The sequence below is a fragment of the Modestobacter altitudinis genome (assembly GCF_005930475.1).
Classification (GTDB): domain Bacteria; phylum Actinomycetota; class Actinomycetes; order Mycobacteriales; family Geodermatophilaceae; genus Modestobacter; species Modestobacter altitudinis.
Genome location: NZ_SJEW01000012.1, coordinates 12,345 through 37,956 on the forward strand (window position 1 = coordinate 12,345; position 25,612 = coordinate 37,956).

At 73.8% G+C, this 25,612-nt stretch carries 28 protein-coding genes; 16 read left to right on the forward strand and 12 right to left on the reverse strand.

The window, feature by feature from the left end:
• Positions 1-21 precede the first annotated feature (21 nt).
• Both FHL79_RS06740 and FHL79_RS06745 read left to right on the forward strand, forming a co-directional pair.
• Positions 22-792 carry a GAF and ANTAR domain-containing protein gene (locus FHL79_RS06740; RefSeq protein ID WP_138757847.1) on the forward strand — a complete coding sequence of 257 codons (771 nt, stop codon included), beginning with the start codon at positions 22-24 and terminating at the stop codon, positions 790-792.
• Positions 793-804: 12 nt separating this feature from the next.
• On the forward strand, positions 805-1,212 hold the full coding sequence (locus tag FHL79_RS06745; RefSeq protein WP_138757848.1) for a hypothetical protein: 408 nt from the start codon (positions 805-807) through the stop codon (positions 1,210-1,212).
• A gap of 300 nt (positions 1,213-1,512) precedes the next feature.
• On the opposite strand, the gene FHL79_RS06750 is transcribed toward FHL79_RS06745, so the two are convergent.
• The gene (locus FHL79_RS06750; protein WP_138757849.1) at positions 1,513-1,713 is read right to left on the reverse strand and encodes a hypothetical protein; all 201 of its coding nucleotides are present in this window, start codon (positions 1,711-1,713) and stop codon (positions 1,513-1,515) included.
• A gap of 1,205 nt (positions 1,714-2,918) precedes the next feature.
• On the opposite strand from FHL79_RS06750, the gene FHL79_RS06755 reads away from it, so the two are divergent.
• Together FHL79_RS06755 and FHL79_RS06760 are read left to right on the forward strand one after the other, a co-directional pair.
• A complete protein-coding gene (locus tag FHL79_RS06755; protein WP_138757850.1) occupies positions 2,919-3,278 on the forward strand; it encodes an MmcQ/YjbR family DNA-binding protein in 360 nt (119 codons plus the stop codon).
• A 194-nt stretch (positions 3,279-3,472) separates the two neighbouring features.
• Entirely contained in the window at positions 3,473-4,066 is a 594-nt protein-coding gene (locus FHL79_RS06760) for a TIGR03086 family metal-binding protein (protein ID WP_138757851.1), read from the forward strand.
• Between the two features lie 43 nt (positions 4,067-4,109).
• Here FHL79_RS06760 and FHL79_RS06765 read toward each other — a convergent pair whose 3' ends face one another.
• Positions 4,110-4,973 (reverse strand): NmrA family NAD(P)-binding protein, encoded by an 864-nt coding sequence (locus FHL79_RS06765; protein WP_138757852.1) that lies wholly within the window; start codon positions 4,971-4,973, stop codon positions 4,110-4,112.
• Between the two features lie 87 nt (positions 4,974-5,060).
• Here FHL79_RS06765 and FHL79_RS06770 point away from each other — a divergent pair, with 87 nt between their 5' ends.
• Both FHL79_RS06770 and FHL79_RS06775 read left to right on the forward strand, forming a co-directional pair.
• Positions 5,061-5,819, forward strand: a complete 759-nt coding sequence (locus tag FHL79_RS06770) for a TetR/AcrR family transcriptional regulator (protein WP_138757853.1) — start codon at positions 5,061-5,063, stop codon at positions 5,817-5,819.
• Between the two features lie 237 nt (positions 5,820-6,056).
• On the forward strand, positions 6,057-7,079 hold the full coding sequence (locus FHL79_RS06775) for a GGDEF domain-containing protein (protein WP_246080457.1): 1,023 nt from the start codon (positions 6,057-6,059) through the stop codon (positions 7,077-7,079).
• Here FHL79_RS06775 and FHL79_RS06780 read toward each other — a convergent pair.
• Genes FHL79_RS06780 through FHL79_RS06805 form a run of 6 tightly spaced genes read right to left on the reverse strand, consistent with a single transcriptional unit; the run spans position 7,076 to position 12,597 of the window.
• Positions 7,076-8,191 (reverse strand): NAD(P)/FAD-dependent oxidoreductase, encoded by a 1,116-nt coding sequence (locus FHL79_RS06780; RefSeq protein WP_138757854.1) that lies wholly within the window; start codon positions 8,189-8,191, stop codon positions 7,076-7,078. The genes FHL79_RS06775 and FHL79_RS06780 overlap by 4 nt on opposite strands.
• 2 nt (positions 8,192-8,193) lie before the next feature.
• Positions 8,194-8,763 (reverse strand): LOG family protein, encoded by a 570-nt coding sequence (locus FHL79_RS06785; RefSeq protein WP_138757855.1) that lies wholly within the window; start codon positions 8,761-8,763, stop codon positions 8,194-8,196.
• A 60-nt stretch (positions 8,764-8,823) separates the two neighbouring features.
• Complete coding sequence (locus FHL79_RS06790; RefSeq protein WP_138757856.1) at positions 8,824-9,279, reverse strand: MaoC family dehydratase; 456 nt, start codon at positions 9,277-9,279, stop codon at positions 8,824-8,826.
• On the reverse strand, positions 9,276-10,820 hold the full coding sequence (locus FHL79_RS06795) for an acyl-CoA synthetase (RefSeq protein ID WP_138757857.1): 1,545 nt from the start codon (positions 10,818-10,820) through the stop codon (positions 9,276-9,278). The genes FHL79_RS06790 and FHL79_RS06795 overlap by 4 nt, the downstream gene beginning before the upstream one ends.
• Positions 10,817-11,680, reverse strand: coding sequence for an amidohydrolase family protein (locus tag FHL79_RS06800; RefSeq protein WP_138757908.1), 864 nt, complete (start codon positions 11,678-11,680; stop codon positions 10,817-10,819). The genes FHL79_RS06795 and FHL79_RS06800 overlap by 4 nt, the downstream gene beginning before the upstream one ends.
• 8 nt (positions 11,681-11,688) lie before the next feature.
• Positions 11,689-12,597, reverse strand: a complete 909-nt coding sequence (locus FHL79_RS06805) for an SDR family NAD(P)-dependent oxidoreductase (protein ID WP_138757858.1) — start codon at positions 12,595-12,597, stop codon at positions 11,689-11,691.
• A 79-nt stretch (positions 12,598-12,676) separates the two neighbouring features.
• Between FHL79_RS06805 and FHL79_RS06810 the strand changes: the two genes are divergently transcribed.
• Positions 12,677-13,105, forward strand: a complete 429-nt coding sequence (locus tag FHL79_RS06810) for a MarR family winged helix-turn-helix transcriptional regulator (RefSeq protein WP_218938356.1) — start codon at positions 12,677-12,679, stop codon at positions 13,103-13,105.
• A 64-nt stretch (positions 13,106-13,169) separates the two neighbouring features.
• Here the strand turns inward: FHL79_RS06810 and FHL79_RS06815 are convergent, their stop codons facing one another.
• Positions 13,170-14,030, reverse strand: a complete 861-nt coding sequence (locus tag FHL79_RS06815; RefSeq protein ID WP_138757860.1) for a PaaX family transcriptional regulator — start codon at positions 14,028-14,030, stop codon at positions 13,170-13,172.
• A gap of 158 nt (positions 14,031-14,188) precedes the next feature.
• Here FHL79_RS06815 and FHL79_RS26435 point away from each other — a divergent pair, with 158 nt between their 5' ends.
• The 6 genes from FHL79_RS26435 to FHL79_RS06845 all read left to right on the forward strand — a co-directional run bounded on the left by FHL79_RS26435 (position 14,189) and on the right by FHL79_RS06845 (position 21,481).
• On the forward strand, positions 14,189-15,754 hold the full coding sequence (locus FHL79_RS26435; protein WP_138757861.1) for an ATP-binding cassette domain-containing protein: 1,566 nt from the start codon (positions 14,189-14,191) through the stop codon (positions 15,752-15,754).
• Positions 15,755-15,827: 73 nt separating this feature from the next.
• Entirely contained in the window at positions 15,828-16,721 is an 894-nt protein-coding gene (locus FHL79_RS06825; RefSeq protein WP_138757862.1) for a branched-chain amino acid ABC transporter permease, read from the forward strand.
• Positions 16,714-17,883, forward strand: a complete 1,170-nt coding sequence (locus FHL79_RS06830; protein ID WP_138757863.1) for a branched-chain amino acid ABC transporter permease — start codon at positions 16,714-16,716, stop codon at positions 17,881-17,883. The genes FHL79_RS06825 and FHL79_RS06830 overlap by 8 nt, the downstream gene beginning before the upstream one ends.
• Positions 17,880-19,148, forward strand: a complete 1,269-nt coding sequence (locus tag FHL79_RS06835) for an ABC transporter substrate-binding protein (protein ID WP_138757864.1) — start codon at positions 17,880-17,882, stop codon at positions 19,146-19,148. The genes FHL79_RS06830 and FHL79_RS06835 overlap by 4 nt, the downstream gene beginning before the upstream one ends.
• 3 nt (positions 19,149-19,151) lie before the next feature.
• Entirely contained in the window at positions 19,152-20,705 is a 1,554-nt protein-coding gene (locus FHL79_RS06840) for a class I adenylate-forming enzyme family protein (RefSeq protein ID WP_138757865.1), read from the forward strand.
• Positions 20,702-21,481, forward strand: coding sequence for a TIGR03084 family metal-binding protein (locus FHL79_RS06845; RefSeq protein WP_138757866.1), 780 nt, complete (start codon positions 20,702-20,704; stop codon positions 21,479-21,481). The genes FHL79_RS06840 and FHL79_RS06845 overlap by 4 nt, the downstream gene beginning before the upstream one ends.
• Before the next feature lie 37 nt (positions 21,482-21,518).
• On the opposite strand, the gene FHL79_RS06850 is transcribed toward FHL79_RS06845, so the two are convergent.
• Both FHL79_RS06850 and FHL79_RS06855 read right to left on the reverse strand, forming a co-directional pair.
• The gene (locus FHL79_RS06850; protein ID WP_138757867.1) at positions 21,519-21,815 is read right to left on the reverse strand and encodes an NIPSNAP family protein; all 297 of its coding nucleotides are present in this window, start codon (positions 21,813-21,815) and stop codon (positions 21,519-21,521) included.
• A gap of 69 nt (positions 21,816-21,884) precedes the next feature.
• Positions 21,885-22,235 (reverse strand): VOC family protein, encoded by a 351-nt coding sequence (locus FHL79_RS06855; RefSeq protein ID WP_246080459.1) that lies wholly within the window; start codon positions 22,233-22,235, stop codon positions 21,885-21,887.
• A gap of 111 nt (positions 22,236-22,346) precedes the next feature.
• On the opposite strand from FHL79_RS06855, the gene FHL79_RS06860 reads away from it, so the two are divergent.
• The 3 genes from FHL79_RS06860 to FHL79_RS06870 are packed head-to-tail and all read left to right on the forward strand — an operon-like array spanning position 22,347 to position 24,596.
• Positions 22,347-23,639 carry an O-acetylhomoserine aminocarboxypropyltransferase/cysteine synthase family protein gene (locus FHL79_RS06860; protein WP_138757868.1) on the forward strand — a complete coding sequence of 431 codons (1,293 nt, stop codon included), beginning with the start codon at positions 22,347-22,349 and terminating at the stop codon, positions 23,637-23,639.
• The gene (locus FHL79_RS06865) at positions 23,632-24,132 is read left to right on the forward strand and encodes a CoA-binding protein (RefSeq protein ID WP_138757869.1); all 501 of its coding nucleotides are present in this window, start codon (positions 23,632-23,634) and stop codon (positions 24,130-24,132) included. The genes FHL79_RS06860 and FHL79_RS06865 overlap by 8 nt, the downstream gene beginning before the upstream one ends.
• Positions 24,132-24,596, forward strand: coding sequence for an NUDIX domain-containing protein (locus tag FHL79_RS06870; protein WP_138757870.1), 465 nt, complete (start codon positions 24,132-24,134; stop codon positions 24,594-24,596). The genes FHL79_RS06865 and FHL79_RS06870 overlap by 1 nt, the downstream gene beginning before the upstream one ends.
• Before the next feature lie 127 nt (positions 24,597-24,723).
• On the opposite strand, the gene FHL79_RS06880 is transcribed toward FHL79_RS06870, so the two are convergent.
• Entirely contained in the window at positions 24,724-25,518 is a 795-nt protein-coding gene (locus FHL79_RS06880; RefSeq protein ID WP_138757871.1) for an endonuclease/exonuclease/phosphatase family protein, read from the reverse strand.
• Between the last annotated feature and the right edge of the window lie 94 nt (positions 25,519-25,612).

A 25,612-nucleotide genomic window follows, 5' to 3' on the forward strand; every position in this document is an offset into this window, starting at 1 on the left:
CACCACTGCGATGGGAAAGCCATGACCCAGTCCACCGATCGCCCCGATGACCTTCCCTACGACGTCCCAGGTGCTCCGCCACTGGATCTGTCCGCGGCGCTGGCCCAGATGTCGGGGCTGATGCTGTCCCGGGAGACCGTCGACACCGCCCTGGAGCTGGTCACCAGCCTGGCCGCCACCACCACCGCCGGCACCCTGGGCGCCGCGGTCACCGTGGTCGACGAACACGGCAGACGTTCCAGGGCCGCCTCCAACCAGGCGGTGGAGCAGGCCGACACGCTGCAGTACGAGCTCGACGAGGGGCCGTGCCTGACCGCCTGGGCGACCCGCGAGCTGGTGCGCATCGATGACACCACCACCGACGGCCGGTGGCCGCGCTGGAACACCGCCGTCCAGGCCTTGGGCGTGCGGTCGGTGCTCAGCGCGCCGCTGATCGTCGGCGGTGAGGCGATCGGGGCGATGAAGGTCTACTGCGAGCGTCCGATGAACTATGGGCCGCACGACGAGCACATCATGGGCCTGCTCGCCGAGCAGGCGGCCATCCTGCTGTCCAACACCCAGAGCTTGCAGGAGGCTCGGCGGCTGAGCCGGGAGCTGACCGGGGCACTGGCCAGCCGGGACACCATCGCCCACGCTGTGGGCGTGCTGCTGGGTCGCGGGGCGGCCAGCGCGCACGAGGCCTTCGCGACGCTGGCCGATGCGGCGCGGCAGACCAATCGGCCGGTCGAGGAGATCGCGCGGGCTCTGCTCACCACGGTCCTCGCGCGCTCGACCGACTCCCAGCCGCGCTGAGACGGGCCCGTGATGTCCACCGATGACCGGCATGTGTCCATGGAGGCCGCCCGAATCGGGTCGGGCCTGACCGTTCAGCAGCTGTGGCTGCGCTACGTGGCCCTCGGCGGGACCAGCGATGCCTTCGACATCGACGGCTACCTGCAGGGCCTCCTGCCCCTGGACACCTTCCAGCAGGACGTGCTGGCCCAAACCGTCAACGAAGCGCTCGAGGAGTTCTCCCGCTCCCTGCGGGTGCCGCTCTCGGCGCCGAGTGCGGACGGCGCGGTGGACAGCGCCCTGTACGCCGTCATCGACCGGCTGCTCGCCGTCAGGCCGAGCGCCACCCGGCTGAGCGCACCGGACGCGGAAGTGACACCGCCCCGGGGCGAGGACCAGCCACCCGCTTCGCCGCCGCGATCACCGCCGAAGGCCAGCTGAATCGACATTCACAACCCACGACCATCGCGGGCTCGCGGTGGCCACTGAGTGCGCCCGCGACCCCTGACCCTTGTTCGCGACATGAGCCGCCAGGACTCCTTGAGGAGGTCTGTGATGTCGCGCGAGGGAAGACGCGGCCGGACGTGTGCTCGGCAGCCGCACGTGGGGTGTGCACGGTTTGGGCCAACGCCTGCCGACAGGCCGCAGCACCACCCCGTCCCCCCGCGAGCGTGTCGAGGCCGCGGGGGCCTGAGACCGGTGCGATGGACGGGCCGAGAGCCTGCAGCCGCAGGGCGTCGGTCAGGCCGGCATCCAGCTGAAAACCGGTCGCCAGCCGGCATCGGCCTCGCCCTCCAGGCAGAAGGTCGGGCGCATGACCGGATCACTTCGGTGGTCGTGGGCCACCGACAGGTGACGGCCGACGACCTGAGCGTCTTCGTCACTGACCGCCTCGAACACCTCAAGGGTCGTCTGCTCGCGGCTCAACCGATAGCGAGGCACGGCAGGCAACTTACGGCGTAACCAGGTGGGCGCCTATGCCTCCCTCGATTACGGTCAGGGAACTCGAGCGGCTCAGCGACTCGCGGCGCGCCGATGGTTCACCTATGTCGCGCTGGCGCGCGAACAGCCTCGTCAGCGGGTCGGCGGCCGTCTCGCTGCCAGCCGTGTCTCACTTCTGAGGAAGTGAGACGGCCGAAGTGTCGGAGTCGTCGGTCAAGGGCGTCGCGACGGAGACGTAGCGGGACCTGGGGCGGGAAGCGGCTCGTGCGCTGGCCGGCGCGGGCGCGACGTCACGATCGCGGCCCGAATCCAGTGGCCCTTGGCTGCCGCGCGAGGCCTGATGATCCGCGCCGTGGGGACATCTCTTGGTCGGGGGCAGCGCCGAAGCCACGGGGTGTGGCGCTGTATCGCTTCCGCCGTGGCCTGAGCGGTGGGCGGCTGGCCGGGGAAGACCTCGGCCGCCGTCCACGGCTGTGTGTGGGCAACCATCCTCCGGAGCGGAGCTCGTGCAGCGCCGGCGTGTCTGGCTCGATCACGCGTGGAGCGCGCCGCCTGGCCGAAGGTCAGGCCCGCTCTGGTGTTCACCGACTGCGGTACCGGCGTCCGGTTGCCGTCTGTCGGATCGTGCACAGGGTTGCGGGCGGCGCGAAGCGTTGCCCGCCCATTTCGGTATCTGGATCGGCACGTCACAGCGGGTCGCCTTCGTTCGTGCCCGCTGCGTGCCCGTACAACGGGCACGCAGGGGGCAACGACGGTGACCCGCGGTCAGTCGTGGTCCCGCTTGACCTGCGGCCATATCGCCCCAGGCTGGTCAGGCTGCGTTGGGGATTGAACGTGAAAACCGCTATGGGGTCAAACCCATCGTGGGTTCGAATCCCACGCCCTCCGCTCCGACCAGTGGCTCGTGCGGGCCCGACGGGGCGCTGGGCCTCCTGTCGACGTGCCGTGACCCCGTCGCACCGGCCGAGGTGACCCTGGTCCTGACCCGAACCGTCCCGCGCCGGTGCCCGGCCTCCGGGTCGGGAGGAGGTCCTCGACACGCCGGCTGATGGGTCGACCGATGACTCCAGCCGGCCGTCGCAGTCGACCCTGTGTGCGCGACGCAGCAGGAATGGACCCTGACCGACCGGACGGAGCAGGCCAGGTCGTGGGTGACCGGCGGCACGAGGACGGCAGCCTGCCGGCCGCGAGGGGCGGGACCTGACATGGCGGTGATCGAGGACGTCCGGCCGCTGGGCGCCGAACTGGAGCGCTCGTACCAGGTGTACGTACGCGGCAGGCTGAAGTTCCGCGTCAGGCAGATCGTCTACGTGGCCTTCTCGCTGGACGAGAGCGTGATGGGCTTCGCGTTCCCCAAGGAGGAGCGGGAAGCGCTGGTCCGCAGCGAGCCGCACACGTTCCAACTGCCGGCGGCGTCGGACATGCGGTTCAACTGGGTCCACGCCGACCTCGCCGCGCTGGACCCGATCGAAGCCCGAGAGCTCGTCGTCGACGCGTGGCGCCTGGTCGTCCCGAAGAAGCTGTCGACCGCCTACGACCTCCTCCATCCCATGGACCCGGGCTGAAGCCCGGTCTCCGGACGATCGCGAGACCGCTCGGCGAGTCGCCAGCTTCTTCAACCCGCTGGTTGACCACAGCCTGGAGACAGAGCTAACCTCGTAGTCAACCGATGAGTTGAGGACGACCGGTGGACGCAGGTCGTCGTAGCTCCACCCGGTGTCCACGGCGCAGGCCGACCCGATCCGCGAAGGAACCTCAGATGACATCCGCTCCCAGCAGTCCAGCCCGGCGACACGCCGACGACGCGGCCCGGTTCACCGAGTTGGTCGAGTCCGCCTCGGCCGGCGACTGGTCCCGACCCAGTCCGGTCGCAGGGTGGACGGCGCTCGACGTCGTGGAGCACCTGGTCGAGTGGTCCCGCGGCTTCCTCGGGGGTGCCGGGATCCAGCTCCCGGCCCTGGACGTCGCGGCCGACCCGGTCGCCGCCTGGAAGCAGCACGTCGCCGACGTGCAGGCTGTCCTCGACGATCCCGCCGGTCGGGTGCTCAGCAACCCGCACACCGGCGACAAGCCGGTGGACGAGGCGATCGACCAGTTCTACACCGGCGACGTGTGGCTGCACTCCTGGGATCTCGCCGAGGCGCTCGGTCGAGAGCCCGACCTGGGGGAGGAGCGGTGCCGCGCCGCGCTGGCCGACATGGCGTCGATGGAGCAGCTCCTTCGCGACAGCGGGCAGTTCGGTCCCGCCGTGCCCGTCGACGACGACGCCTCCCCGCAGGACAGGCTCATGGCCTTCATCGGCCGCGACCCGGCCTGGCGACCCGGAGGCGGGTTGCCACGAGAGGCAGGGTGAGTCGGATCCTCCTCGGCTGCTGATCAGCGCAGCGCGTCACCGCTCAGGACCCCTGATGGGCGGGCTCGGCGAGCAGGTCGCGCACGGTCCGCGGCTCGCGGCCGAGCAGCTCGCCGAGCAGGGGGTCGACGCCGGCGAAGAACCCCTGGTCGGCCGCCTGGTACATGCCGAGGAGGAAGCGGGCGACGAACTCCGGCTGCCCGGCCGCGACCTGGGCGGCGACCCACTCGTCGTCGCCGACCACCACCCGCTCGACCGTCCGCCCGCTCAGCTCGGACGCGAGCGCTGCGACCTCCTCGAACGTCGGTGCCGCGCCGGCGGTGAGCGTGATCGGGCCGCCGTGGGCGCCGTTCGAGGCGAGGACGACGGCGGCGGCCTCGGCGACGTCCTCGCGCGCCGTCCACGACACGGGCCCGTCGGCCGGCACGGCGATGACCCCGGTCTCCCGCCACGGCCCCGTCAGCCAGCTGAGGCTGTGGGCGTAGAAGCCGTTGCGCAGCGAGGTCCACGGGACGCCGGACTCGGCGAGCAGCTGCTCGGTCGCGGCGTGGTCGCGCCCCGCGGGGAACGGCGTGCCGGGTGCCGCACCCTGGTGGCTGGTGTAGAGGATGCGCCCGACACCCGCGGCGACGGCGGCCTCGATCGCCGCCCGGTGCAAGGCCACCGCGTCTGCGGCCGGGTCGCTCGAGGAGACCAGCAGCAGCTGGTCGGCGTCGGCGAAGGCGCCGGGCAGCGAGGTCGGGTCGGCGTAGTCGCCGCGCCGGACCTCCACCCCGCGATCGGCGAACCGCTGGGCGCGGCCCAGGTCGCGCACGGCGACGGCGAGCTCGCTCGCGGGCAGGCGCTGCAGCAGGTGGTCGACGGTCGCGCCGTTCAGGGCGCCGGTCGCTCCGGTGATGACGATCATGGTCAGCTCGCTTCCGTATCGGTGGAAACACCTCAAGGCTAACCATGATAAACACAACGATAGCAACACTGCGTTATCGTTGGAACCATGGTCGATGCGCCCAGCCGCCGGAGCGACACGCGGTCCAAGATCGTCGACGTCGCGGCGCGGCTCCTCCAGGAGCACGGCCCGGCAGCGGTGACCACCCGCGGGGTCGCCGAGGCGGCCGGGGTGCAGGCGCCGGCGATCTACCGCATCTTCGGTGACAAGGACGGCTTGCTGGACGCCGTCGCCGAGCACGTGATGTCCACCCAGGTGTCCGGCAAGGCCGCGGTCGTGCAGGCAGCCTCGGCGGACGGCGTCGACCCGCTCGAGGACCTGCGCGCCGGCTGGGAGACGCAGATCGACTTCGGCGTCGCGAACCCTGGTCTGTTCCGGCTCCTCAGCGACCCCGACCGGGTGGTGAACTCGCCGGCGGCGCAGGCCGGACGGCAGGTGCTGGCGTCGCGGGTCCACCGGGTGGCCGAGACCGGGCGGCTCCGGGTCAGCGAGCGGCGGGCCGTCGACGTCATCCAGGCCGCCGGGATCGGCACCATCCTCACGCTGCTGGCGACTCCGGTGGAGCAGCGCGACCCGGGCCTCGCCGACGCCATGTACGAGGCCGTCCTCACCCAGGTCCTCACCGACGTGCCCCCACCGGCCGACGACGGGCCGATGGCCACCGCAGTCGCCTTCCGGGCGCTCGCGCCCCGGTTCGACGTGCTGAGCGACGGGGAGCAGCGACTCCTCGCCGAGTGGCTCGACCGCGTCGTCGAGGCCCCGCGCCCGACCGCCGGTGACCAGGGGCGGACGCCCTCGACGGCGTGAACCTCGTCTCGGGTGGACGAGGCGGCCCCGTCGGCCGTTGGTTGGACCGACGGAGCCTGGCCTGCACGATCTCCCGGGATCGACCGCGTGGCCTCCACCCAGTGTTCCCCTCGGAGCGGCGACCGGGCCACCCGGACGGCACCCGGGTCCTCACCCGTAAGGGTCCGGTGTGGAACGGTTGTGCCCCAGCATCTGCGGACGCCTGCCGATCCAGTGGGCATGCGGATCCCCCGGACCATGAGGGCACGAGACCCTCAGGCAGCAGCCAGGACGGCGGTCCTGGTGCTGCTCGTCTGCGCCGTCACGCTGATGGTCTTCTCGCTCTTCGGACCCAACGCCGTGTCGTCGATCGGGATCACGGCGTCCTGGATCAGCGCGGGCGTGCTGGTGGCCCTCGCCGTGGCCTTCCAGTTCACGCCGCCGGAGCGGATCGACAGCCGCGGCGGCTACGTGCTGATCGCGGTCATCGGCGTCACCCTCTGCTGCGGGATGAACTGGATCACCAGCGACCCCTCGGCCGGCGCCCAGGCGTTCCTCGCCTTCCCCGTGCTGTGGGCCGGGGTGCACCTGTGCCGGGGCGCCGTCGCCCTCGTCACCGTCCTGGCTATCGGGGGCGACGGGATCGTGCTGTTCCACCTCGAGCCGGTCGGCAACGCCGTCACCGACCTCAGCTTCTTCGGCGCCGTGCTCGCCGTCATGGCGTTCATGCTGGCCCGCGCGGGGGAGACCCAGGACCGGCTGGTCGCGAGGCTCGAGCAGCAGGCCAGCGTCGACTCGCTCACCGGGCTGGTGAACCGCCGGGTGCTCGACGAGGCGCTGTCCCTCGCGCTCAGCACCCGGCCGACCGGGCACGGGACCGCGCTGGTGATCGTCGACGTCGACTCGTTCAAGTCGATCAACGACCAGCACGGCCACCCGGTCGGGGACGACGCCCTGGCGCACATCGCCGGGGTGCTCCGCTCGGTGGTGCGCGCCGGCGACGGGGTGCTCAGCCGGATGGGCGGCGACGAGCTGGCCGTGCTGCTGCCCGACTGCCCCGCCGACGTCGCGGTCCGGCGGGCCACGGACGTGCTGGACGCCGTCCGGGCCAGCCCGCTGGTCCTCCCGGACGGCGAGCTGCTCGCGATCTCGGTCAGCCTCGGCGTCGCCCACGCCCCCTCGCACGCCCTCGCCCTGGAGGAGCTGTACGCGGCTGCCGACGCGGCGCTGTACGCAGCCAAGCGCGGGGGGCGCGGCCGGGTCGCGGTCGCCGGCGCCTAGCAGAGCCGGCGGAGCGTGGCGGCGAGCGACCGCGCGGTCAGCCGGCCGTCGGCCAGGCCCAGGGCGACGACGTCGTCGAACACCCGCTGCTCCGCCACGGCCGCCCGCACCGCGGCGTCCATGAGCACCGGCCACCGGCTCAGCTGCGACGCGGTGCCCGACGACCGCAGGTGTGCTCCCAGCCGCTGGTCCAGCGCCCGCTGCAGCACCTGCCCGGCCTGCGCGCCGGCCGCCGACGCCGCCCCGGCGAGCGCCCCGGACAGCACCGCGTAGAAGATCCCCTCACCGGTCAGCGGGTTGATCAGCGACTGTGCGTCCCCGGCCAGCAGCACCCGCCCGCCCGGCAGCCGGGGCCGGCCGGTCGACAGCGGCAGCCGGTGCGCCCGCAGCCCGGTCGGCTCGACCCCCGGCAGCATCCGGTGCAGCCCGGCGACGAGCTCCGCCCGGGTCACCCCACCGGAGACGAGCTCGCCGTACCCCACGTTGGCCCGCCCGTCGCCGAGCGGGAACGACCAGGCGTAGGCCGGCCAGCGCTGCTTCGTCGTCGTCACCACCTGGACGCCGTCCATCCCGGGCAGCACGGGCGCGTAGCCGCGGATCGCGACCGCCAGCCGGTCCGGCCGGTTCGGCGGCACGCCCAGCGCCCTGCGGACGACCGACTCCGCGCCGTCGGCGCCGACCAGCACCGGCGCCCGGAACCGGCCGTCGACCTCGACGTGCGTGGGGTGGACGGCGACCGACCGCACCGTGTGCCGCTGGAACCGGGCGCCGCCGGCCAGCACTTGCTCGAGCAGCCGCCCGTCCAGCACCGCCCGGGGGACGACGACCGACGGGCGCGCCGTCTCCCGCTCGACCGTCGTCCCGCGCGGGCCGCGCAGCCGGAGCCGGGGGACGGCGGGGAAGCCGTCGGTCAGCGCGGCGACGTCGATGCCGAGGACGGCCAGCACGTCCAGCGCCTCGGGGGCGATCCCGTCGCCGCAGACCTTGTCCCGCGGGAAGGCGGCGCGGTCGAGCACCAGCACGTCGGCGTCCGGGCGGGTCCGGCGGACGGCGGCGGCGCACGCGGCGCCGGCCGGTCCACCGCCGATGACGAGGACGTCCGCGTGCTCCATGCTCAGGCGGCCGGCGGGGTCCACTTGCGGGCCGGGTGCTCGTAGTCCTCGAGGAAGGCGAGCAGCTCGGCGGCGTCGTGCACCACGCCGAGTGCCTCGAGCCGGTGGGCGGCCAGGTAGCCGTCGTCGACCATGCGGCGCAGCTGGGTCAGCTGCGGCTGCCAGAACCCGTCGACGTCCAGGAACGCCGTCGGCTTGGCGTGCAGGCCGAGCATCCCCCAGGTCCAGGCCTCGAACAGCTCCTCGAGCGTGCCGGCGGCGCCGGGGAGCGCGACGAAGGCGTCGGCGAGCTCGGCCATCCGGGCCTTGCGCTCGTGCATCGTCTGCACGACCTCCATCCGGGGCACTCCCGGGTGCGCGAGCTCGTCGTCCACCAGGTGCTGCGGGATGACCCCGACCACCTCGCCGCCGGCGGCCAGCGCGGCGTCGGCGACCACGCCCATCAGCCCGACGTGCCCGCCGCCGTAGACGATGCCGACGCCGGCCCGGGCCAGCTCGGTGGCGAAGGTCGCGGCGGCCTGCTGGTGGGACGCCGGCCCCGCCTGGGACCCGGTGAAGACGGCGATGCGCACGCCGCCGACGCTAGTGGAGTGCCAGGGACGCGGATTCCGCGCCCTGGCACTCCGCTCACCTCAGGCGTAGGCGCGGGTGACCCACTCGGCGATGCAGACCGGCTTGTCGCCGCCCTCGCGCTCGATGGTGACGGCGAAGACGATCTGCAGCCCGCCGGCGACCTCGTCGACCTCCTTGAGGGTGACCCGCGCCCGGACCTTCGAGCCGACCGGCACGGGTGCGGGGAACCGGACCTTGTTCAGGCCGTAGTTCACGCCCATCTTCTGGTCGGTCACCGTGTAGGTCTGGGAGACCAGCGGCACGAGCAGCGACAGGGTCAGGTAGCCGTGCGCGATCGGGCCGCCGAACGGGCTCTCCGCCTTGGCCCGCTCGACGTCGACGTGGATCCACTGGTGGTCACCGGTGGCGTCGGCGAAGAGGTTGACCGCTTCCTGGGTCACCTCGTACCAGTCGCTGGTGCCGAGCTCCTGGCCCTTCAGCGAGGGCAGTTCGGCGAGAGTCGTGGTGGTGGTCATGCGTCCTCCTCGGTGAGCACGTACGTGTGTCGTAGCGCTGGCTTGCGGATCTTGCCGGTCGCGGTCTTGGGCAGCTCGTCCACGTACCGGACCTGCTTGGGCACCTTGAACCCGGCGAGGCGTTGCCGCAGCGTGGCGCGCAGCGCGTCGCCGTCCTGGGGAGCGCCGGGGGCGGGGACGACGACGGCCAGGCCGACCTCGCCCCAGTGCGGATCGGGCACGCCGATGACCGCGACCTCCTGCACCTCCGGGAGCTCGAGCATCACGGACTCGACCTCGGCCGGGTACACGTTCTCGCCGCCGGAGATGATCATGTCCTTGTAGCGGTCCCGGATGTAGAGGTAACCCTCCTCGTCGGTCGAGCCGGCGTCCCCGGAGTGGTACCAGCCGTCGACGATCGCGGCCGCGGTGGCCTCGGGGGAGTTCCAGTAGCCGGCCATGATGTTGGGGCCGGACAGCACGATCTCCCCGACCTCGCCGGGCGGGCACTCCGTCCCGTCCGGCCGGACGACCTTGACGTCGGTGAAGAACTGCGGCTTGCCGGCCGACCCCACGTGGCTCACCGCGTCCGCGCTGTCCAGCGACGTACCGGCCGGTGCCGACTCGGTCATCCCGTAGGCCTGCTGCACGGTGACCCCGCGGTCGAGCCAGGTCCGCAGCAGCGGCAGCGGCAGCGGTGCTCCGGCCGCGCCGATGGTGCGCAGCGCGGACAGGTCCAGGGTCTGGAAGCCGGGCTGGCGGCTGAGCGCGTCGAGCATCGTGGGGACGGCGAAGAACGACGTCACCCGCTGCTCGGCGATCACCGCGAGCGTGGCCGGCGGGTCGAAGCCGCGGACCAGCACCCCGCAGCCGCCGCGCATCAGGGTCGGGTTGAGCGTCCCGTTCAGCCCGCCGATGTGGAACAGCGGCGCCAGCGCGAGGGTCCGCTCGTCCGGGGCGAAGTCGAACCCCAGCACCTGGCTCATGCACGACCAGGTCATGTTGCCGTGGGTCAGCACCGCGCCCTTGGGCCGGCCGGTGGTCCCGGACGTGTACATGATCAGGCAGACGTCGTCGAGGGTGACCGCCTCGTCGCGCTGCACCGGGTCGGCGTCGGCGAGCAGCTGCTGCCAGTCCAGCGAGCCGGCGCCGCCGGCCAGTGGCGGCTCGGCCGCGATCCACGCGCGGACGGCGGGCAGGGCGCTGCGCAGCGCGTCGGCCGTCGTCCCGTGCTCCCGGCCGTGCAGCACCAGCGAGGCACCGGAGTGGTCGAGCACGTACTCCGCCTCCGGCGCGGTGAGCCGGGCGTTGACCGGCACCCAGATCGCGCCGAGCTGGCCGCAGGCGTAGAGCATCTCCAGTCCGGCGGGGTGGTTGGCGCCGAACCAGGCGACCCGGTCACCGCGCTGCACCCCGAGCCCCGCGAGCGCTGCCGCGGCGCACCGGACCCGCAGCGCGAACTCGCCGTGGGTCGTCGTCGTCCCCTCGAACCACAGCGCCGGCTTGTGCGGCGAGCTGCGCAGGTGCCGCTCGGGCCAGGAGCCCAGGCCGGCGTTCCTCACCGCAGCCCCAGGGCCCGGATCGCGTTCTCCTTCATGATCAGCGGCTTGACCTCGGGCTTGATGTCGAGGAGCTCGAAGTCGGAGATCCACCGCTCGGGGCGCAGCAGCGGGTAGTCCGAGCCGAAGAGCACCTTGTGCTTCAGCAGTCCGTTGGCGGCCTTGACCAGCTGCGGCGGGAAGTACTTCGGCGACCAGCCGGACAGGTCGATGTAGACGTTGGCCTTGTGGGTGGCCACCGAGATCGCCGCGTCCTGCCAGGGCACCGAGGGGTGCGCCATGATGATCGTCAAGCCCGGGAAGTCGGCGGCGACGTCGTCGAGCAGCATCGGGTCGGAGAAGCGCAGCTTGATCCCGCGGCCACCCGGCAGGCCCGCGCCGATGCCGGTCTGACCGGTGTGGAACAGCGCCGGGACGCCGAGGTCCTGCAGCTCCTCGTAGAGCGGGTAGACGGCCGGGTCGTTCGGCTCGAACCCCTGCAGCGAGGGGTGGAACTTGAACCCGCGGACGCCGTGCGACTCCACCAGCTTGCGGGCCAGCCGGATGCCGGCCACCCCCCGGGCGGGGTCGACCGAGCCGAACGGGATGAGCACGTCGGGGTGCTCGGCGGCCAGGTCGGCGATCTCCTCGTTGGACAGCGCCGGCTGACCGGTGGCCATCTCGGTGTCGACGGTGAAGACGACGGCGGCCATGTTCTTCGCCCGGTAGTCCGCGGCGATGTCCGGGACGGTCGGGTCGTAGGGGTCGCCCTTGAAGTACTTCGCGGCCGCGGCGTTGAGCTCGTCGTCGAGGGCCAGGTGGCCGTGGGTGTCGGCGTGCACGTGGGTGTGCACGTCGATGGCGACCAGCCCGTCCAGGTCCAGCTGCAGGCTCACTTGGGGGGCTCCGGCAGCTGCTGCCCGACCGTCTGCAGGGAGCCCTCGAAGGACTTCGGCCAGACCTCGGCGATGGCGTCGGCGGACCACCCGGTGCCGTCGGCGAACTCGACGACGACCTCGCTGGGGTGCGACCACAGGGCCAGCCGGTCGCCACCGATGCCGACCGCCTGGCCGGTGATCCCGGCGGCGGCGTCGGAGGCGAGGAAGGCGACCAGCCCGGCGGCGTCCTCGGGGGAGCCGAAGCCGAGCTCCTGCCGGGCGAACGGCGGCAGCGGCTCCCCGGCCTGCAGGGCGTCGACGTAGGGCTTGAGGAACGGCACCGTCTCGGTCATCGCGGTGGCCGCGACCGGGACGATCGCGTTCACGGTGATCTGAGCGCGGGCCAGCTCCATCGCCCAGGTGCGGACCATGCCGACGATGCCGGCCTTGGCCGCGGCGTAGTTGGTCTGGCCGAAGTTGCCGACCTGACCGGTGGGGGAGCCGACGCAGATGACCCGCCCGCCCTCGCCCTGCTCCCGCATCCGGACGACGGCCGCCCGGGTGCAGGTGAACGTCCCGCGCAGGTGGGTGGTGATGACCGCGTCGAACTGCTCGTCGGTCATCTTCCACACCGTGGTGTCCCGGAGGATGCCGGCGTTGTTGACCAGCACGTCGAGCCGGCCGAACTCGCTCACCGCCCGGTCGACCAACGCCTGGGCGGCCTCGCTCGTGCCGACGGGCACGACCTCGGCCACGGCGGTGCCGCCCGCCTGCGTGATCGAGGCGACCGCGGCCTCGGCGACCGCCGCCTCGACGTCGTTGACCACGACCGCGGCGCCGCGGCGGGCCAGCTCAGTGGCGTAGGCGAGGCCGAGGCCCCGCCCGGATCCGGTGACGACGGCGACCTTGCCGGTCAGGTCCACGGGTGCTCCTCATCGAGACAGGGGGTGGTCCGGGCAACGTAAGTGCGTATCGTGGAGATTGTCAACGATGGAGGTGTGCATGGGTAAGCCTCTGGCCGACGACCTGGGCTTCCTGCTCTCCCGCGCCAGCGGGCAGGTCGTGCGGGCGACGAACGCCGCCCTGGCCGAGCACGGGCTGCGGGTGCGGTCGTACTCGGTGCTGGTGCTCGCCTGCGAGGCCGCCGACGGGCTCAGCCAGCGCGAGCTGGCCACCGTGCTCGGCCTGGACCCCTCGCAGGTGGTGCTGCTGGTCGACGAGCTGGTCGCCGCCGGGCTGGTGGAGCGGCAGGCGGCCGAGGCGGACCGGCGCACCCGGCTGGTCGTGCCGACGTCCGAGGGCCGGCGGGTCCGCGACGCCGCCGGCCGGGACGCCGACACCGCCGTCGAGACCCCGCTCGGCCTGCTCGGGGACGCCGAGCGCGACCGGCTCCGGGACATGCTCACCCGCATCTGGACCGCCACCGGCTGAAGGAGGACCCCGCTGCCCCCCACGCTCGGCGCGGGCCCCTGCAGCGGGCCGCACGGGCCGGTTGCTAGCGGCCGTGGGCGCGGAGGCTGCGATCCAGGGCTGCCCGGGCGGCCGGGGCGAGGCCGTCGAAGACGCGCCGGTAGACCGCGCTGCTGGCCGCGGCGGGCCAGGCCGGGCCCAGCTGGGTGGCGGGCAGGCCGGGGTCGGTGCGCAGCAGGGACAACCAGTCCGCGCCGAGCAGCGTGAGCTGGGCCAGCGACCCGGCGACCCGGGGCGGACGGCTCCAGGTGTCGATGAACCAGGTGTGCGCCGTGCGCACGGCCGGCACGTCCCAGGCCCGGTGCACCAGCCGGTGCACGTCGGTCCCCGGCAGCGGCCGGCCGGCGAACGCGTCGGCCAGGCCGGCGACGTCGGCCAGGTCGGAACGGCCCAGGACGGCGACGACGTCGACCGTCCCGGGGGCGATCCACAGCCCGTCCCGCAGGCCACCGAAGCCGGCCCAGGTCAACCGTGAGCGCACCCGGTGCCGCAGGTCGCGGCGGCTCTCCGGCACCGAGTAGCTGAGCAGCGTCCACTCGCCGTCGGGGTGCTCGAACGGCGCCGCGGAGGCCACCCGGTCGGTGGCCCGGCGCAGCACGTCCTCGGCGAGCGGGGTGAGGGCGTACTCCGCCGTCCGGCCGACCTGCCCGCGGGTGAGCAGCCCGCGCTGGGTCATCCGCTTCAGGGTGGCGCGCGCCGCGGCCTCGGTGACGCCGAGGTCGGCCAGCAGGTCGAGCAGGGTGGCCGAGGGCAGCGGCGGCAGGTCGGCGTCCACGACCAGGGCGCCGAAGAAGCTGAGCAGCAGCGACTGGGGCCGGTGCGCGGCGCCGGAGGCCGACGGTTCCTCGCCCTCGGGCCCGTCCTCGACGGCCGGCAGTGCGCTCATGGGACCTCCCCGCTCCTGTCGCTGATCCCAGCACAGCGGCTCAGGTGCATCAAAGCTAGACACTCTCTTGACGCACGTCGATACGTTCTCTAGCTTTTGCGTGACCTGGACCACGATGACGCGTGATCGGGTCCTGCCGCCGAACCAGGAGGACGTCGATGTCCCCGCCCCTGCTGACCGTCGAGCACCTCGACGTCGTCTACGACGGCACCATCAGCGCCCTGTCCGACGTCTCGCTGACCGTGGACGAGGGCCAGGTCGTCGCCGTCCTCGGTTCCAACGGTGCCGGCAAGACCTCGTTGCTGCGCGCGATCTCCCGGGCGCTGGACCCCTACGGCGGCACGGTCACCGGGGGCACCGTCCGGTTCGCCGGCGAGGACCTCGCCGGGCTCGACACCGCCGCCGTCGTCGGCCGCGGGCTGGTGCAGGTGCCCGAGGGGCGCCGGGTGTTCCGCGACCTGACGGTGGAGGAGAACCTGCGGGCCGGTGGCTACACGGTGCGCGACACCAAGGCCCGGGCCGAGGCCCGCGACCGGGTGTTCGACCTCTTCCCGATCCTGGCCGAGCGGCGGGACCAGCCCGGCGGCCTGCTGTCGGGTGGCCAGCAGCAGATGCTGGCGATGGGCCGGGCGCTGATGGTCTCGCCCCGGCTGCTGCTGCTCGACGAGCCCTCGCTCGGCCTGGCGCCGCTGCTCGTCGACCAGATCGGCGAGATCGTCACCGAGATCAACCGGCAGGGCACCGCGGTGCTGCTGATCGAGCAGAACGCGGTGATGGGCCTGCGGGTCGCCGACGCCGCCTCGGTGCTGGAGGTCGGCCGGGTCACCGCCGCCGGGTCGGCCGCGGAGCTCGCGGCCAGCGACGAGGTGCAGGAGCGGTACCTGGGGGTCGCCGTCCCGGTGGTGGCCACCGAGCCCGTGGTCGTCGAGGAGCCCGAGATCCCGAACGCCGAGCCGCCGCGGCAGCTGCGCGTCGAGGGGCTGACCGTCCGGTTCGGCGGCATCACCGCCCTGTCCGACGTCAGCTTCACCGTCGAGCCGGGCACCGTGCACGCCCTCATCGGTCCCAACGGGGCCGGCAAGTCCACCCTGGTCAACGTCCTGGGCGGCGCCTACCGGGCCACCGAGGGCACCGTCCACTACGGCGACGAGGAGCTCACCGCGCTGCCGGCCCACCGGGTGGCCGGGCTCGGCGTCGCCCGGACGTTCCAGAACATCTCCCTCGCCCTCGAGGACACCGTCGAGGACAACCTGCTCGTCGGCCGGCACCGGTTGATGCGGGCCGGTGTCGTGTCCGGGGCCTGGCGGACCCCGCGGGTCCGCCGGGAGGAGCGCCAGAACCGGGAGACCGTCGCCGGCATCGCCGAGCTGCTCGGCATCGGTCACCTGCTGCGGACGCCGGTGCACACGCTGGCCTACGGCGACCGCAAGCGCGTGGAGATGGGCCGGGCGCTGGCCGCCCGCCCCTCGCTGCTGCTGCTCGACGAGCCGGTCGCCGGGATGACCCACGGGGAGTCGCAGGACATGGCCGACACCATCCGCCAGGTCCGCCGGGACCTGGGCCTGTCGATCGTGCTGGTCGAGCACGACATGCCCTTCGTGATGGGGCTGGCCGAGCAGGTCACCGTCCTCGACTTCGGCAAGAAGATCGCCGAGGGCACGCCCGCCGAGGTGCAGCGCGATCCTGAGGTCGTCCGGGCCTACCTGGGGGCGGCTGCGGCATGAGCGACGAGCGAGCGAGCATCGCAGCGAGCCCTGCGAGCGAGGAGCGGAACGAGCGCGGAGCGGGGGACTGGGCATGAGCTACTTCCTGGAGCAGGTGCTCAACGGGCTGTCGTACGGCCTCGTGCTGAGCCTGATCGCCGCCGGCTTCGCCATCGTCTTCACCTCCACCGGGGTGCTGAACTTCGCGCACGGCTCGGTGGTGCTCCTCGGCGCCTACCTGGTCGCCGTGCTGCACGACACCATCGGGTTCTGGCCGGCGCTGCTGGTCGCGATGGCGGGGGCCGCGGTGGCCGGGGTGCTGATCAACGCCCTGCTGGTGCGCCACCTGGCCGACAAGAACGCTGGTACGGCGGCGATCCTGATGCTCGGCGTGGACATCGTGCTGCTCACCGAGCTCACCCGGCGGATCGGCAACCAGGTGCTGACCCTCGGCGCTCCGTGGGGGGCCTCGGTGGTCCGGTTCGGCGACGTGTCGCTGCCCACCGGCCGGGTGGTCGCCGCCGGCGTGACCGTGGTGGCCTTCGCCGGGCTCTGGTACCTCTTCTCCCGCACCGACCTGGGTGTCGGCATGCGCGCGGCGGCCGCCGACGGGCCGACCGCCTCGCTGATGGGCATCCGGCTCTCCCGAACCGCGGCGACCGGCTGGGCGCTGGCCGGGGTGCTGGCCGCCGTCGCCGGCGTCTTCCTCACCTCCTTCCCCGCTCCCGGGGTGGCCCCGACCGTCGCGCTCAGCGCCTTCGCGGCGATCCCCGCCTGGGTGCTCGGCGGCTTCGACTCCGTCCCCGGCGCCGTCGTCGGGGGCCTGGTCATCGGGCTCACCAGCGCGCTGGTCACCGGCTACGAGAGCGACCTCGAGCAGTTCGTCGGCACCGGCTTCGGCGAGGTCGCGCCGTACGTCGTCATGATCGTCGTCCTGCTCGTGCGGCCCTCGGGCCTGCTGGGCAGCAAGGAGGCCGTCCGTGTCTGAGCTCCATGGAACTCGGTGGCGCAGCCGGATCGGCGGGCTGGTGCTCGTGCTGGTCGCCCTCACGCTGCCCCTGGTGCTGTCGGACTTCTGGCTGCAGACCGGCCTGTTCGTGATGGCCACGGCCATCGGTGCGGTCGGGCTGACCCTGCTGGTCGGGGTCGCCGGACAGCTGTCGCTGGGGCACGCGGCGTTCGCCGCGATCGGCGCCTACGTCTACGCCTGGTCCACCGGCGAGTCGACGACGACCGTCAGCGGCGCCGGTCTGCCCCCGCTCGCCGGACTGGTCCTGGCCGCGGTGGTCAGCGCGCTGGTCGGTGCGGCCTTCTCCCCGGTGGCCGGCCGGCTGCGTGGCATCTACCTGGGGCTGGCCACGCTCGGCCTGGTCTTCATCGTCCGGCACCTGCTGGTCAACCTCGACCAGTGGACCGGCGGGTTCACCGGCCGCTCGGTGGAGTCCTTCGCCCTCGGCGGCTTCAGCTTCAGCAACTCCGACCCGGACTACCTCGCCGTCGCGGGCGTGGAGTTCGAGGGGCTGCACCGGCTCTGGTACCTCTTCCTCGTCCTGGCCCTGGTCGCCTGCTGGCTGGCCGGGAACCTGCGGTCCGGCCGCACCGGCCGGGCCTGGGCGAACGTCCGGGACTCCGAGACGGCGGCAGCGGCGATGGGCATCGGCGTGGCCCGGGCCAAGGCGTCGGTGTTCGTCGTCTCCTCGGCCTACGCCGGGCTCGCCGGCGCCATGCTCGCGCTGGCCTACGGCCGGGTGGCCCCCGACGTCTTCAGCCTCACCGCGTCCGTGGACTTCCTGGTGATGATCGTGCTCGGCGGGCTGGGCTCGGTCGGCGGCGCCGTCGTCGGGGCGCTGTTCGTCACCGCCCTGCCGCTGGTGCTGGCCGAGTACAGCGGGTCGCTGCCGTTCCTGGCCGCGCCCGGCTCCGGCGGGCTGGACCCCTCGACGGCGTCCCGGATCGTCTACGGGCTGGCCATCATCGCCGTCCTGCTGTTCCTCCGCGGTGGGCTGGCCGGCGCCGCTCGCCGGCTCCGGCACCGCAGCTCCCGCAGCTCGCCCCCGGCGGGTCCCGCACCGCACGACCCGATCAGCACCGATGACGTCGGCCGCCCGGCCGCGGTCACTCCATCACGGTCGAAGGAGACCACCCGATGAAGCACCTGCCCCGCGCCCGCGCCCTGACGCTGGCGGCCGCCACCGCGCTGGCGCTGGCCGCCTGCAGCACCACCGACCCGGGCGAGTCCAGCAGTGCGGGGGGCTCCGGCTCGGACGAGGTGGAGACCGGCAACGGGGTCACCGACAGCGAGATCCACGTCGGCATGCTCACCGACCTGTCCGGGCCGTTCGCCGCGGGCGCCGCGGTGCAGGTCACCGAGACCAAGGCCTACTGGGACCAGGTGAACGCCGACGGCGGGATCTGCGACCGCGACGTCGTCGTCGACGTGCAGGACCACGGCTACGACCCGCAGAAGGCGGTGACGCTGTACCGCAGCATGGCGCCCGACGTCATCGCACTGCAGCAGGTGCTGGGTGGCCCGACCAGTGCCGCGGTGCTCCCGCTGGCCGAGCAGGACGACGTGTACGTCGGCGGCGTCGGCTGGGCGGGCACGGCGCTGCAGTACGAGAACAACCAGCTCCCCGGCGCCTCGAACGCGATCGAGGCGGCGAACGCCATCGACTACATGGTCGACGAGCTCGGCATGGCCGAGGGCTCGAAGGTCGGCGTCGTCTACTTCGCCGGGGACTACGGCGGCGACGCGCTGGCCGGTGCCGAGCACGCCGCCGACGAGCGCGGCGTGGAGATCGTCGCGCAGGAGATCACCTCCGCGACGACGGACCTGTCCGCGCAGGCCTCCGCGCTGGCCCAGGCCGGCGTCGCCGGCGTCGTGCTGGCCGCCGCGCCGACCCAGTTCGCCTCGCTGGCCGGCGTGCTCGTCTCCCAGGGGGCGAACGTCCCGATCATCGGGATGAACCCGACCTTCAACCCCTCGCTGCTGACGACGCCGGCGGCCGACGCGCTGCTGGCCAACGCCTACAGCATCACCAGCATCGCGCCGTACGCCTCGGACTCCGAGGGGGTCAAGGCGGCCAACGACCTGTACGCCAAGGCCGACCCCGACGGCGCGATCGGCTGGGAGGTGCCGCTGGCCTACGTGCAGGCCGAGCTGCTCAAGCAGTCGCTGGACGGCGCCTGCGAGTCGGGCAACCTGACGCCGGAGGGCGTGGTCGCGGCGCTGCGGGAGAGCTCCTCGGTCGACACCAAGGGCCTGCTGCCCGACGGGCTGGACTACTCGCAGGTGGGCCAGTCGCCGACCACGACCGTCTACCTGTCCAAGGTCGACGCGAACGCCCCGGCCGGGCTCGCGCTGGTGGACGAGCTCAGCGGTCCCAGCGCGGAGTCCTTCTCCTACGGGGGCTGACCGGTGCCCGCACTCGTGCTGAGCGAGCTGCGGGCGCCGGCCGCCGGCCCGGCCGACGGCGTCCTCGGGGACGTCCTCCGCCGGGCCGTCGGGCGTGGGCCCGCCGACCTGCTGCTGTCCACCCCGGACACCGGGGAGTCCTGGACGGCGACCGAGCTGCTGGCCGACGCCGAGGCGGTCGCCGCCGGGCTGCTCACCCGGCAGGCCCCCGGCGCCCGGGTCGCCACCTGCCTGGGCAACGGGCCCGCGCCCGTGCTGGTCCAGCTCGGGGTCGCGCTGGCCGGGATGACCCTGGTCCCGGTCAACCCGCGGTCCCGGCCGGCCGAGGTCGAGCACGCGCTGCGGCTCTCCGGCGCCGTGCTGGCGCTGGCCGCCGAGGAGGTGGCGGGCAACCCGGTGGCCGACCTGTGCGCCGCCGTCGACGGCGTCGAGGTCGTGCGGGTCGGCACCGACTGGCGGGCCGCGCTGCCCTGGGCGACCCCGGGTGAGCTGCCCGTCGTCGACCCGAAGTCGCTGGCCCAGGTGCAGTTCACCTCCGGGACCACCGGGCGGGCCAAGGGCGTGCGGATCACCCACGCCGCGATGGTCGCGACCGGGACGGCGTTCGCCGAGCGGCTCGGCCCGGCCGCCGGGCGGGTGTGGTGCAACCCGATGCCGCTGTTCCACACCGCCGGCAACGTGCTCGGCGTGGTCGGGGCGCTCAGCGCGGGCGCCGAGCACGTCGTCCTGCCCTTCGCGCCGGAGCCGGTGCTGCGGGCGCTCGGGGAGCGCCGGGTGAGCATGCTGTCGGCGGCGCCGACGCTGCTGGACCTGCTGGCCGCGGCCGGCCCGCCGGAGCTCCCCGACCTGCGGGTGCTGTTCACCGGCGGGATGACGGTGACGCCGGCGTTCGTCGACCGGGTGGAGCAGGTGTTCGGCGCCCGGCTGTCGATCACCTTCGGCATGACCGAGACCTGCGGCGCGGTCCTGCAGACCTCCCCGGAGGACCCCGACCCGGTGCGCCGGGAGACCGTCGGCGCGCCGCTGGCCGGCACCGAGGTCCGGATCGCCGGCCCCGACGGCGCCGCCGTCCCGCCGGGGACGCCGGGGGAGCTGTGGGTGCGGGGCGCGCGGATCACCCGGGGGTACCTCGACGACCCGGTCGCCACCGCCGAGGCGATCGACCCCGACGGCTGGCTGCACACCGGCGACCTGGCCGAGATGTCCGCGGCCGGTGCCTGCCGGGTGGTCGGCCGGCTCAAGGACATGATCAAAACCGGTGGTGAGAACGTCTCCCCGGTGGAGGTCGAGGAGGTGCTGGTCGAGCACCCGGACGTCGCCCGGGCCGCGGTGGTCGGGGTGCCGGACCCGCGGTGGGGTGAGCTGGTGGTGGCGTTCGTCGTCCCGGCGGGGGACCGGGACCCGAGCCCGGCGGAGCTGACCGGGTACTGCCGGGACCGGTTGTCGCCGTTCAAGGTGCCCCGGTCCTGGCGGGTCGTCGACGAGCTGCCGATGACGGCCTCGGCGAAGGTCCAGCGCGCGGAGCTGCGCCGGATGGCCGCGGCGGCGCTCGGGTGATCGAGGGACTGCTGGCCGACCTGGAAGCCGAGGGCGCGGCGCTGGAGGAGCTGCTGGGAGCCCTCGGCCCGGGCGACTGGACCCGGCCCACCCCGGCCGCCGGGTGGACCGTCGCCGCGCAGGTGGCGCACCTGGCCTGGACCGACGAGGTGGCCCTGCTCGCGGCCACCGACCCGGACGCGTTCACCGCCCGGGCCGCGGCCGACCCCTCCGACGGCGGTGACCGCGGTGCCTCCGCGGCGGTCGGCGTCCGCCCCGCGGAGCTGCTGGAGCGGTGGCGGGCCGGCCGCCACCGGCTGGCCGACGCCCTGGTCGCCGTGCCCTCCGGGGTCCGGTTGCCGTGGTTCGGTCCGCCGATGAGCACCGCGTCGATGGCGACCGCCCGGCTGATGGAGACCTGGGCGCACGGGGTCGACGTCCGGGACGCGCTGGGTGTGCCGGTCAGGGAGTCCCGGCGGCTGGACCACGTCGCCCACCTCGGCGTCCGCACCCGGGACTTCGCGTTCGCCGCGCACGGGCTGCCCGCCCCGGGAGCGCCGGTCCGGGTGGAGCTGACCCGCGCCGACGGCTCACGCTGGTCGGCCGGCCCGGCGGACGCCGAGCAGCAGGTGAGCGGACCGCTGCTGGACTTCTGCCTCCGCGTGGTCCAGCGCCGCCCGCGCGCCGCCCTGCAGCTGGTCGCCGTCGGCCCGGACGCCGACCGGTGGCTGGACGTCGCGCAGGCCTTCGCCGGCGCCCCGGGCCGCGGCAGCGAGGGCCCACCCCCACCCGGCTGAGCAGCCCCTTCGCCGGAGGCTGCCTGTGGTGGAGGCGTCAGACGGCGGGGGAGGCGAAGCCGATCTCCATGGACGCGATGCCGGCCGGGAAGGTCTCGAACACCTGCGCCCGCTCGGGGCTGCTCAGGTAGGTCTCCTCGGCGGCCCGGAACGCCGCCTCGTCGCCGTCGTGCGCGACGGCCCAGGTGAAGGTCTGGTGCTCGTGCTCGGCCAGCGCGAACAGCACCCGGAAGCCGTACTGCTGACGGGTCGGGAGCAGGGTCGGGAACCAGGCCAGGAAGTCGGCCATCCGGCCGGGCTCCAGGACGTAGCGGCGCAGCTGCACGGTCTCCATGCCGCCATTGTGCTGATGGAGTGCCACGGACGCGTTCTCCGCGCCGTGGCACTCCACCGAGCGGTCAGGTCAAGACGGCGGCGCGTAGAACTGCAGGTCGTTGCCCTCGGAGTCCTTGAACGGCGCGATCCGGCCCCACGGGTGGTCGCTGATCCCGCCGGAGAACTCCACGCCCTTGCCCTTCAGCTCCTCCACCTCGGCCTCGATGTCGCCGTCGGGCTGGAAGGTGATGACGGCCCCGCCGTGCGAGTGGCCGGTGCCCTCGCGGGCGTTGAGCCCGATCATCAGGCCGTTGGCGTCGAACTCGCTCCAGTCCTCGGTGGTCTTCTGCTCGCTCAGGCCCAGGGTGTCCCGGTAGAACGCCCGCGCCCGGTCCATGTCGTCGACCGGGACCCACACACTCGCCACACCACTCGCCACGTCAAGCTCCTCGTCCGTCGTCGGTTGTGTACGACCGGGTGCCCACCTCCCCCCTCCGGCAACCACCCGCCGCAGGGGGCAGACTCGGCACGAGCCGACGAGAGGACGACGATGGCCGACCGCACCTGGGGGTTCCGCACGCGTGCCCTGCACGCCGGCGGGGCGCCCGACCCCACCACCGGCGCTCGCGCCGTGCCGATCTACCAGACGACGTCGTTCGTGTTCGACTCCGCCGACGACGCGGCCAACCTCTTCGCGTTGCAGAAGTACGGCAACGTCTACAGCCGGATCGCCAACCCGACGGTCGCGGCCCTCGAGGAGCGGATCGCCTCGCTGGAGGGCGGGCTCGGCGCGGTGGCGACGTCGTCCGGGCAGGCCGCGGAGTTCCTCACCTTCGCCGCGCTCGCCGGGATGGGCGACCACATCGTGGCCTCGGCGTCGTTGTACGGCGGCACGATCACCCAGCTCGACGTCACGCTGCGCCGGTTCGGGGTGGAGACGACGTTCGTGCGCGGCAACGACCCGGCCGACTACGCCGCGGCCATCACCGACCGCACCAAGTGCGTCTTCGCCGAGGTGGTGGGCAACCCGGGCAGCGACGTCGCCGACGTCCGCGGCCTCGCCGACGTGGCGCACGCCGCCGGCGTCCCGCTGGTGGTCGACGCGACCACGGCCACGCCGTACCTCTGCCGGCCGATCGAGCACGGCGCCGACATCGTCATCCACTCCGCGACCAAGTTCCTCGGCGGCCACGGGACGACGCTCGGCGGGCTGGTCGTGGACGCCGGCACCTTCGACTGGGGCAACGGCCGGTTCCCCGCGATGACCGAGCCGAGCGACAGCTACGGCGGCATCCGCTGGTGGGACAACTTCGGCGAGTACGGCTTCCTCACCAAGCTGCGCAGCGAGCAGCTGCGCGACGTGGGCGCCACCCTCGCCCCGCACAGCGCCTTCCTGCTGCTGCTGGGCATCGAGACGCTGCCGCAGCGGATGCGCGAGCACGTCGCCAACGCCCAGCGGGTCGCCGAGTGGCTGGACGCCGACGAGCGGGTGGCCTGGGTGCGGTACTCGGGGCTGCCCGGGCACCCCGACCACGCCCTCGCCCAGCGGTACCTGCCCGAGGGGCCCGGAGCGGTGTTCAGCTTCGGCGTCGTCGGCGGCCGGGACGCCGGGCGCCGGTTCATCGAGTCCGTCGAGCTGTGCAGCCACCTGGCCAACATTGGCGACGCCCGCACGCTGGTCATCCACCCCGGGTCGACCACGCACGGCCAGCTGTCGGTCGAGCAGCTGGAGACCGGCGGGGTGTCGCCGGACCTGATCCGTATCTCGGTCGGGCTGGAGGACGTCGAGGACGTGCTGTGGGACCTCGACCAGGCGCTGGCCGCGGCGGTGAAGGATGTCTGACGTGCGCACCTGGGAGGGCCCCAGCGCCCGCGAGCGGCAGGCGATCCTGGCCCGGACGACGACGGTGGCGATCGTCGGCGCCTCGGACAACCCGTCGCGGGCCAGCTACTTCGTCGCCACCTACCTGCTGTCGACGGCGCCGTACGAGATCTGGTTCGTCAACCCGCGGGCGAAGGAGATCCTCGGCCGACCGGTCTACCCGTCGCTGGCCGACGTCCCCGGCACCCCCGACGTCGTCGACGTCTTCCGCAAGCCCAGCGACCTGCCCGAGGTGCTGGACGAGACCCTCGCGGCCGGGGCCCGCACGCTGTGGCTCCAGCTCGGGCTGTGGGACGACGACGTCGCCGCCCGCGCGGAGGACGCCGGGCTCGAGGTGGTCATGGACCGCTGCCTGAAGATCGAGCACGCCCGGTTCGCCGGCGGACTGCACTGGGCCGGGTTCGACACCGGGGTGATCAGCTCACGCCGCAGCCGCGGCCTGCCCACCGCCTGATGCTGCACCGCTCGCCGACGGACGGCTGGACGACCTGCGCGCTGGGTCACCGGCACTGGGGGCTGGCCGGCGCCGCGGGCCTGCTGCTGCACCGGGTCGGTGCGTCCGGCGTCGAGGTGCTGCTGCAGCTGCGGGTCGGCTGGTCGCACCACGGCGGCACCTGGGGCACGCCGGGTGGCGCGCTGCACCCCGCCGAGTCCGCCGTCGACGGCGCGCTGCGGGAGGCGGGGGAGGAGCTCGGCCTGCGCCGCGCCGACGTCGTCCTGGGGACCGAGTCCGTCGACGACCACGGCGGCTGGAGCTACACGACCGTGCTCGCCACCCCGGCCGGCGACCTGGAGCCGGGCGCCCTGGCGCTGAACGAGGAGAGCGTCGGGGTCGACTGGTGGCCGCTGGCCGCGCTGCCCGTGCTGCACCCGGGCTTCTCCGCCTCGCTGCCGACCCTCCGACCGCTGCTGTCCTGACGTCCCCTCCCGGATTCGGCGCCGAACCCCGGCCCGGTTTCGGCGCCGAACCCCGGCCCGGTTTCGGCGCCCAACCCCGGCCCGGTTTCGGCGCCGAACCCTGACCCGGTTTCGGCGCCTGACCCCGTCAGGGGGTGGTGACCGTCACGGTGGCCAGCCGGTGGTCACCGATCGCGAGCGGCCGGACCTCGGGGCGGGTGGCGTGCACCGTCGCCGGACCCAGCACGTGGTCGAACTGCACCCGTGGCGCGGCCGCGGGGTAGGTCGGCTCGCTGACCAGCCGCTGCCCGCCGAAGACCCGCGCCGGCACGGGGCCGACGAGGTTGAGGTCGCCGGCCAGCAGCACCGGTCCGGGCAGGGTGCCGGCCCAGCGCCGCAGCCGGACCAGCTGCCGGAGCGCGGTGTGCGGGGCGAAGGACAGGTGCGTGGCGATCACGGTGCACCCGTCGAGCTCCGCGGCGATCGCCAGCCGCGGCTCGTCGGGGAACCACCACCAGCGGGTCTTCCCGGTCCGCGGGTCCGGCGCCTGCAGCGGCAGCCGGGCCCGGCCGGCGCCCAGCGCGAGCACCGACCAGTGCCGCACCGGCACGCGGCTGACCAGCGCGATCCCGTAGTGCGGGCCGGCGAGCGTCTCCCAGGACCCGCGCAGCACCGGCGGGTCGACCGGCGTCCAGCTGCGGAACGGGCTGGGGGTGCCGGCGACGGCCGCGGCGAAGCGCCACTCGGCCGCACCGAGCGCGGCGGCCACGGCGGCGGGCTGGTCGACACCGCCGGAGCGGGGCTGGCCGACGTCGACCTCCTGGACGGCGAGCACGTCGGCGTCGACGTCGGCGAGGGCGGCGGCCAGCGAGGCGGCGTCACCGGAGCGGCCCACCCCGTCCCGGCCGGAAGCGAGGTTGAAGGTCCCGACCCGCAGTTCCACGCCGCCATCAGACCAGTCCGGCGACGATCGTGCTCTGCTGCCCGGCAGGCAGCAGAGCACGATCGACCCGGGAGCGGGTCGGCGGGAGGCGACC

Bases quoted from the DNA above. Each gene is read 5' to 3' on its own strand.
- FHL79_RS06740 (WP_138757847.1), top strand. From the start codon at position 22: ATGACCCAGTCCACCGATCGCCCCGATGACCTTCCCTACGACGTCCCA.
- FHL79_RS06745 (WP_138757848.1), top strand. From the start codon at position 805: ATGTCCACCGATGACCGGCATGTGTCCATGGAGGCCGCCCGAATCGGG.
- FHL79_RS06755 (WP_138757850.1), top strand. From the start codon at position 2,919: ATGGCGGTGATCGAGGACGTCCGGCCGCTGGGCGCCGAACTGGAGCGC.
- FHL79_RS06760 (WP_138757851.1), top strand. From the start codon at position 3,473: ATGACATCCGCTCCCAGCAGTCCAGCCCGGCGACACGCCGACGACGCG.
- FHL79_RS06765 (WP_138757852.1), bottom strand. From the start codon at position 4,973: ATGATCGTCATCACCGGAGCGACCGGCGCCCTGAACGGCGCGACCGTC.
- FHL79_RS06770 (WP_138757853.1), top strand. From the start codon at position 5,061: ATGGTCGATGCGCCCAGCCGCCGGAGCGACACGCGGTCCAAGATCGTC.
- FHL79_RS06775 (WP_246080457.1), top strand. From the start codon at position 6,057: ATGAGGGCACGAGACCCTCAGGCAGCAGCCAGGACGGCGGTCCTGGTG.
- FHL79_RS06780 (WP_138757854.1), bottom strand. From the start codon at position 8,191: ATGGAGCACGCGGACGTCCTCGTCATCGGCGGTGGACCGGCCGGCGCC.
- FHL79_RS06790 (WP_138757856.1), bottom strand. From the start codon at position 9,279: ATGACCACCACCACGACTCTCGCCGAACTGCCCTCGCTGAAGGGCCAG.
- FHL79_RS06810 (WP_218938356.1), top strand. From the start codon at position 12,677: ATGGGTAAGCCTCTGGCCGACGACCTGGGCTTCCTGCTCTCCCGCGCC.
- FHL79_RS06815 (WP_138757860.1), bottom strand. From the start codon at position 14,030: ATGAGCGCACTGCCGGCCGTCGAGGACGGGCCCGAGGGCGAGGAACCG.
- FHL79_RS26435 (WP_138757861.1), top strand. From the start codon at position 14,189: ATGTCCCCGCCCCTGCTGACCGTCGAGCACCTCGACGTCGTCTACGAC.
- FHL79_RS06825 (WP_138757862.1), top strand. From the start codon at position 15,828: ATGAGCTACTTCCTGGAGCAGGTGCTCAACGGGCTGTCGTACGGCCTC.
- FHL79_RS06835 (WP_138757864.1), top strand. From the start codon at position 17,880: ATGAAGCACCTGCCCCGCGCCCGCGCCCTGACGCTGGCGGCCGCCACC.
- FHL79_RS06850 (WP_138757867.1), bottom strand. From the start codon at position 21,815: ATGGAGACCGTGCAGCTGCGCCGCTACGTCCTGGAGCCCGGCCGGATG.
- FHL79_RS06860 (WP_138757868.1), top strand. From the start codon at position 22,347: ATGGCCGACCGCACCTGGGGGTTCCGCACGCGTGCCCTGCACGCCGGC.
- FHL79_RS06865 (WP_138757869.1), top strand. From the start codon at position 23,632: ATGTCTGACGTGCGCACCTGGGAGGGCCCCAGCGCCCGCGAGCGGCAG.
- FHL79_RS06870 (WP_138757870.1), top strand. From the start codon at position 24,132: ATGCTGCACCGCTCGCCGACGGACGGCTGGACGACCTGCGCGCTGGGT.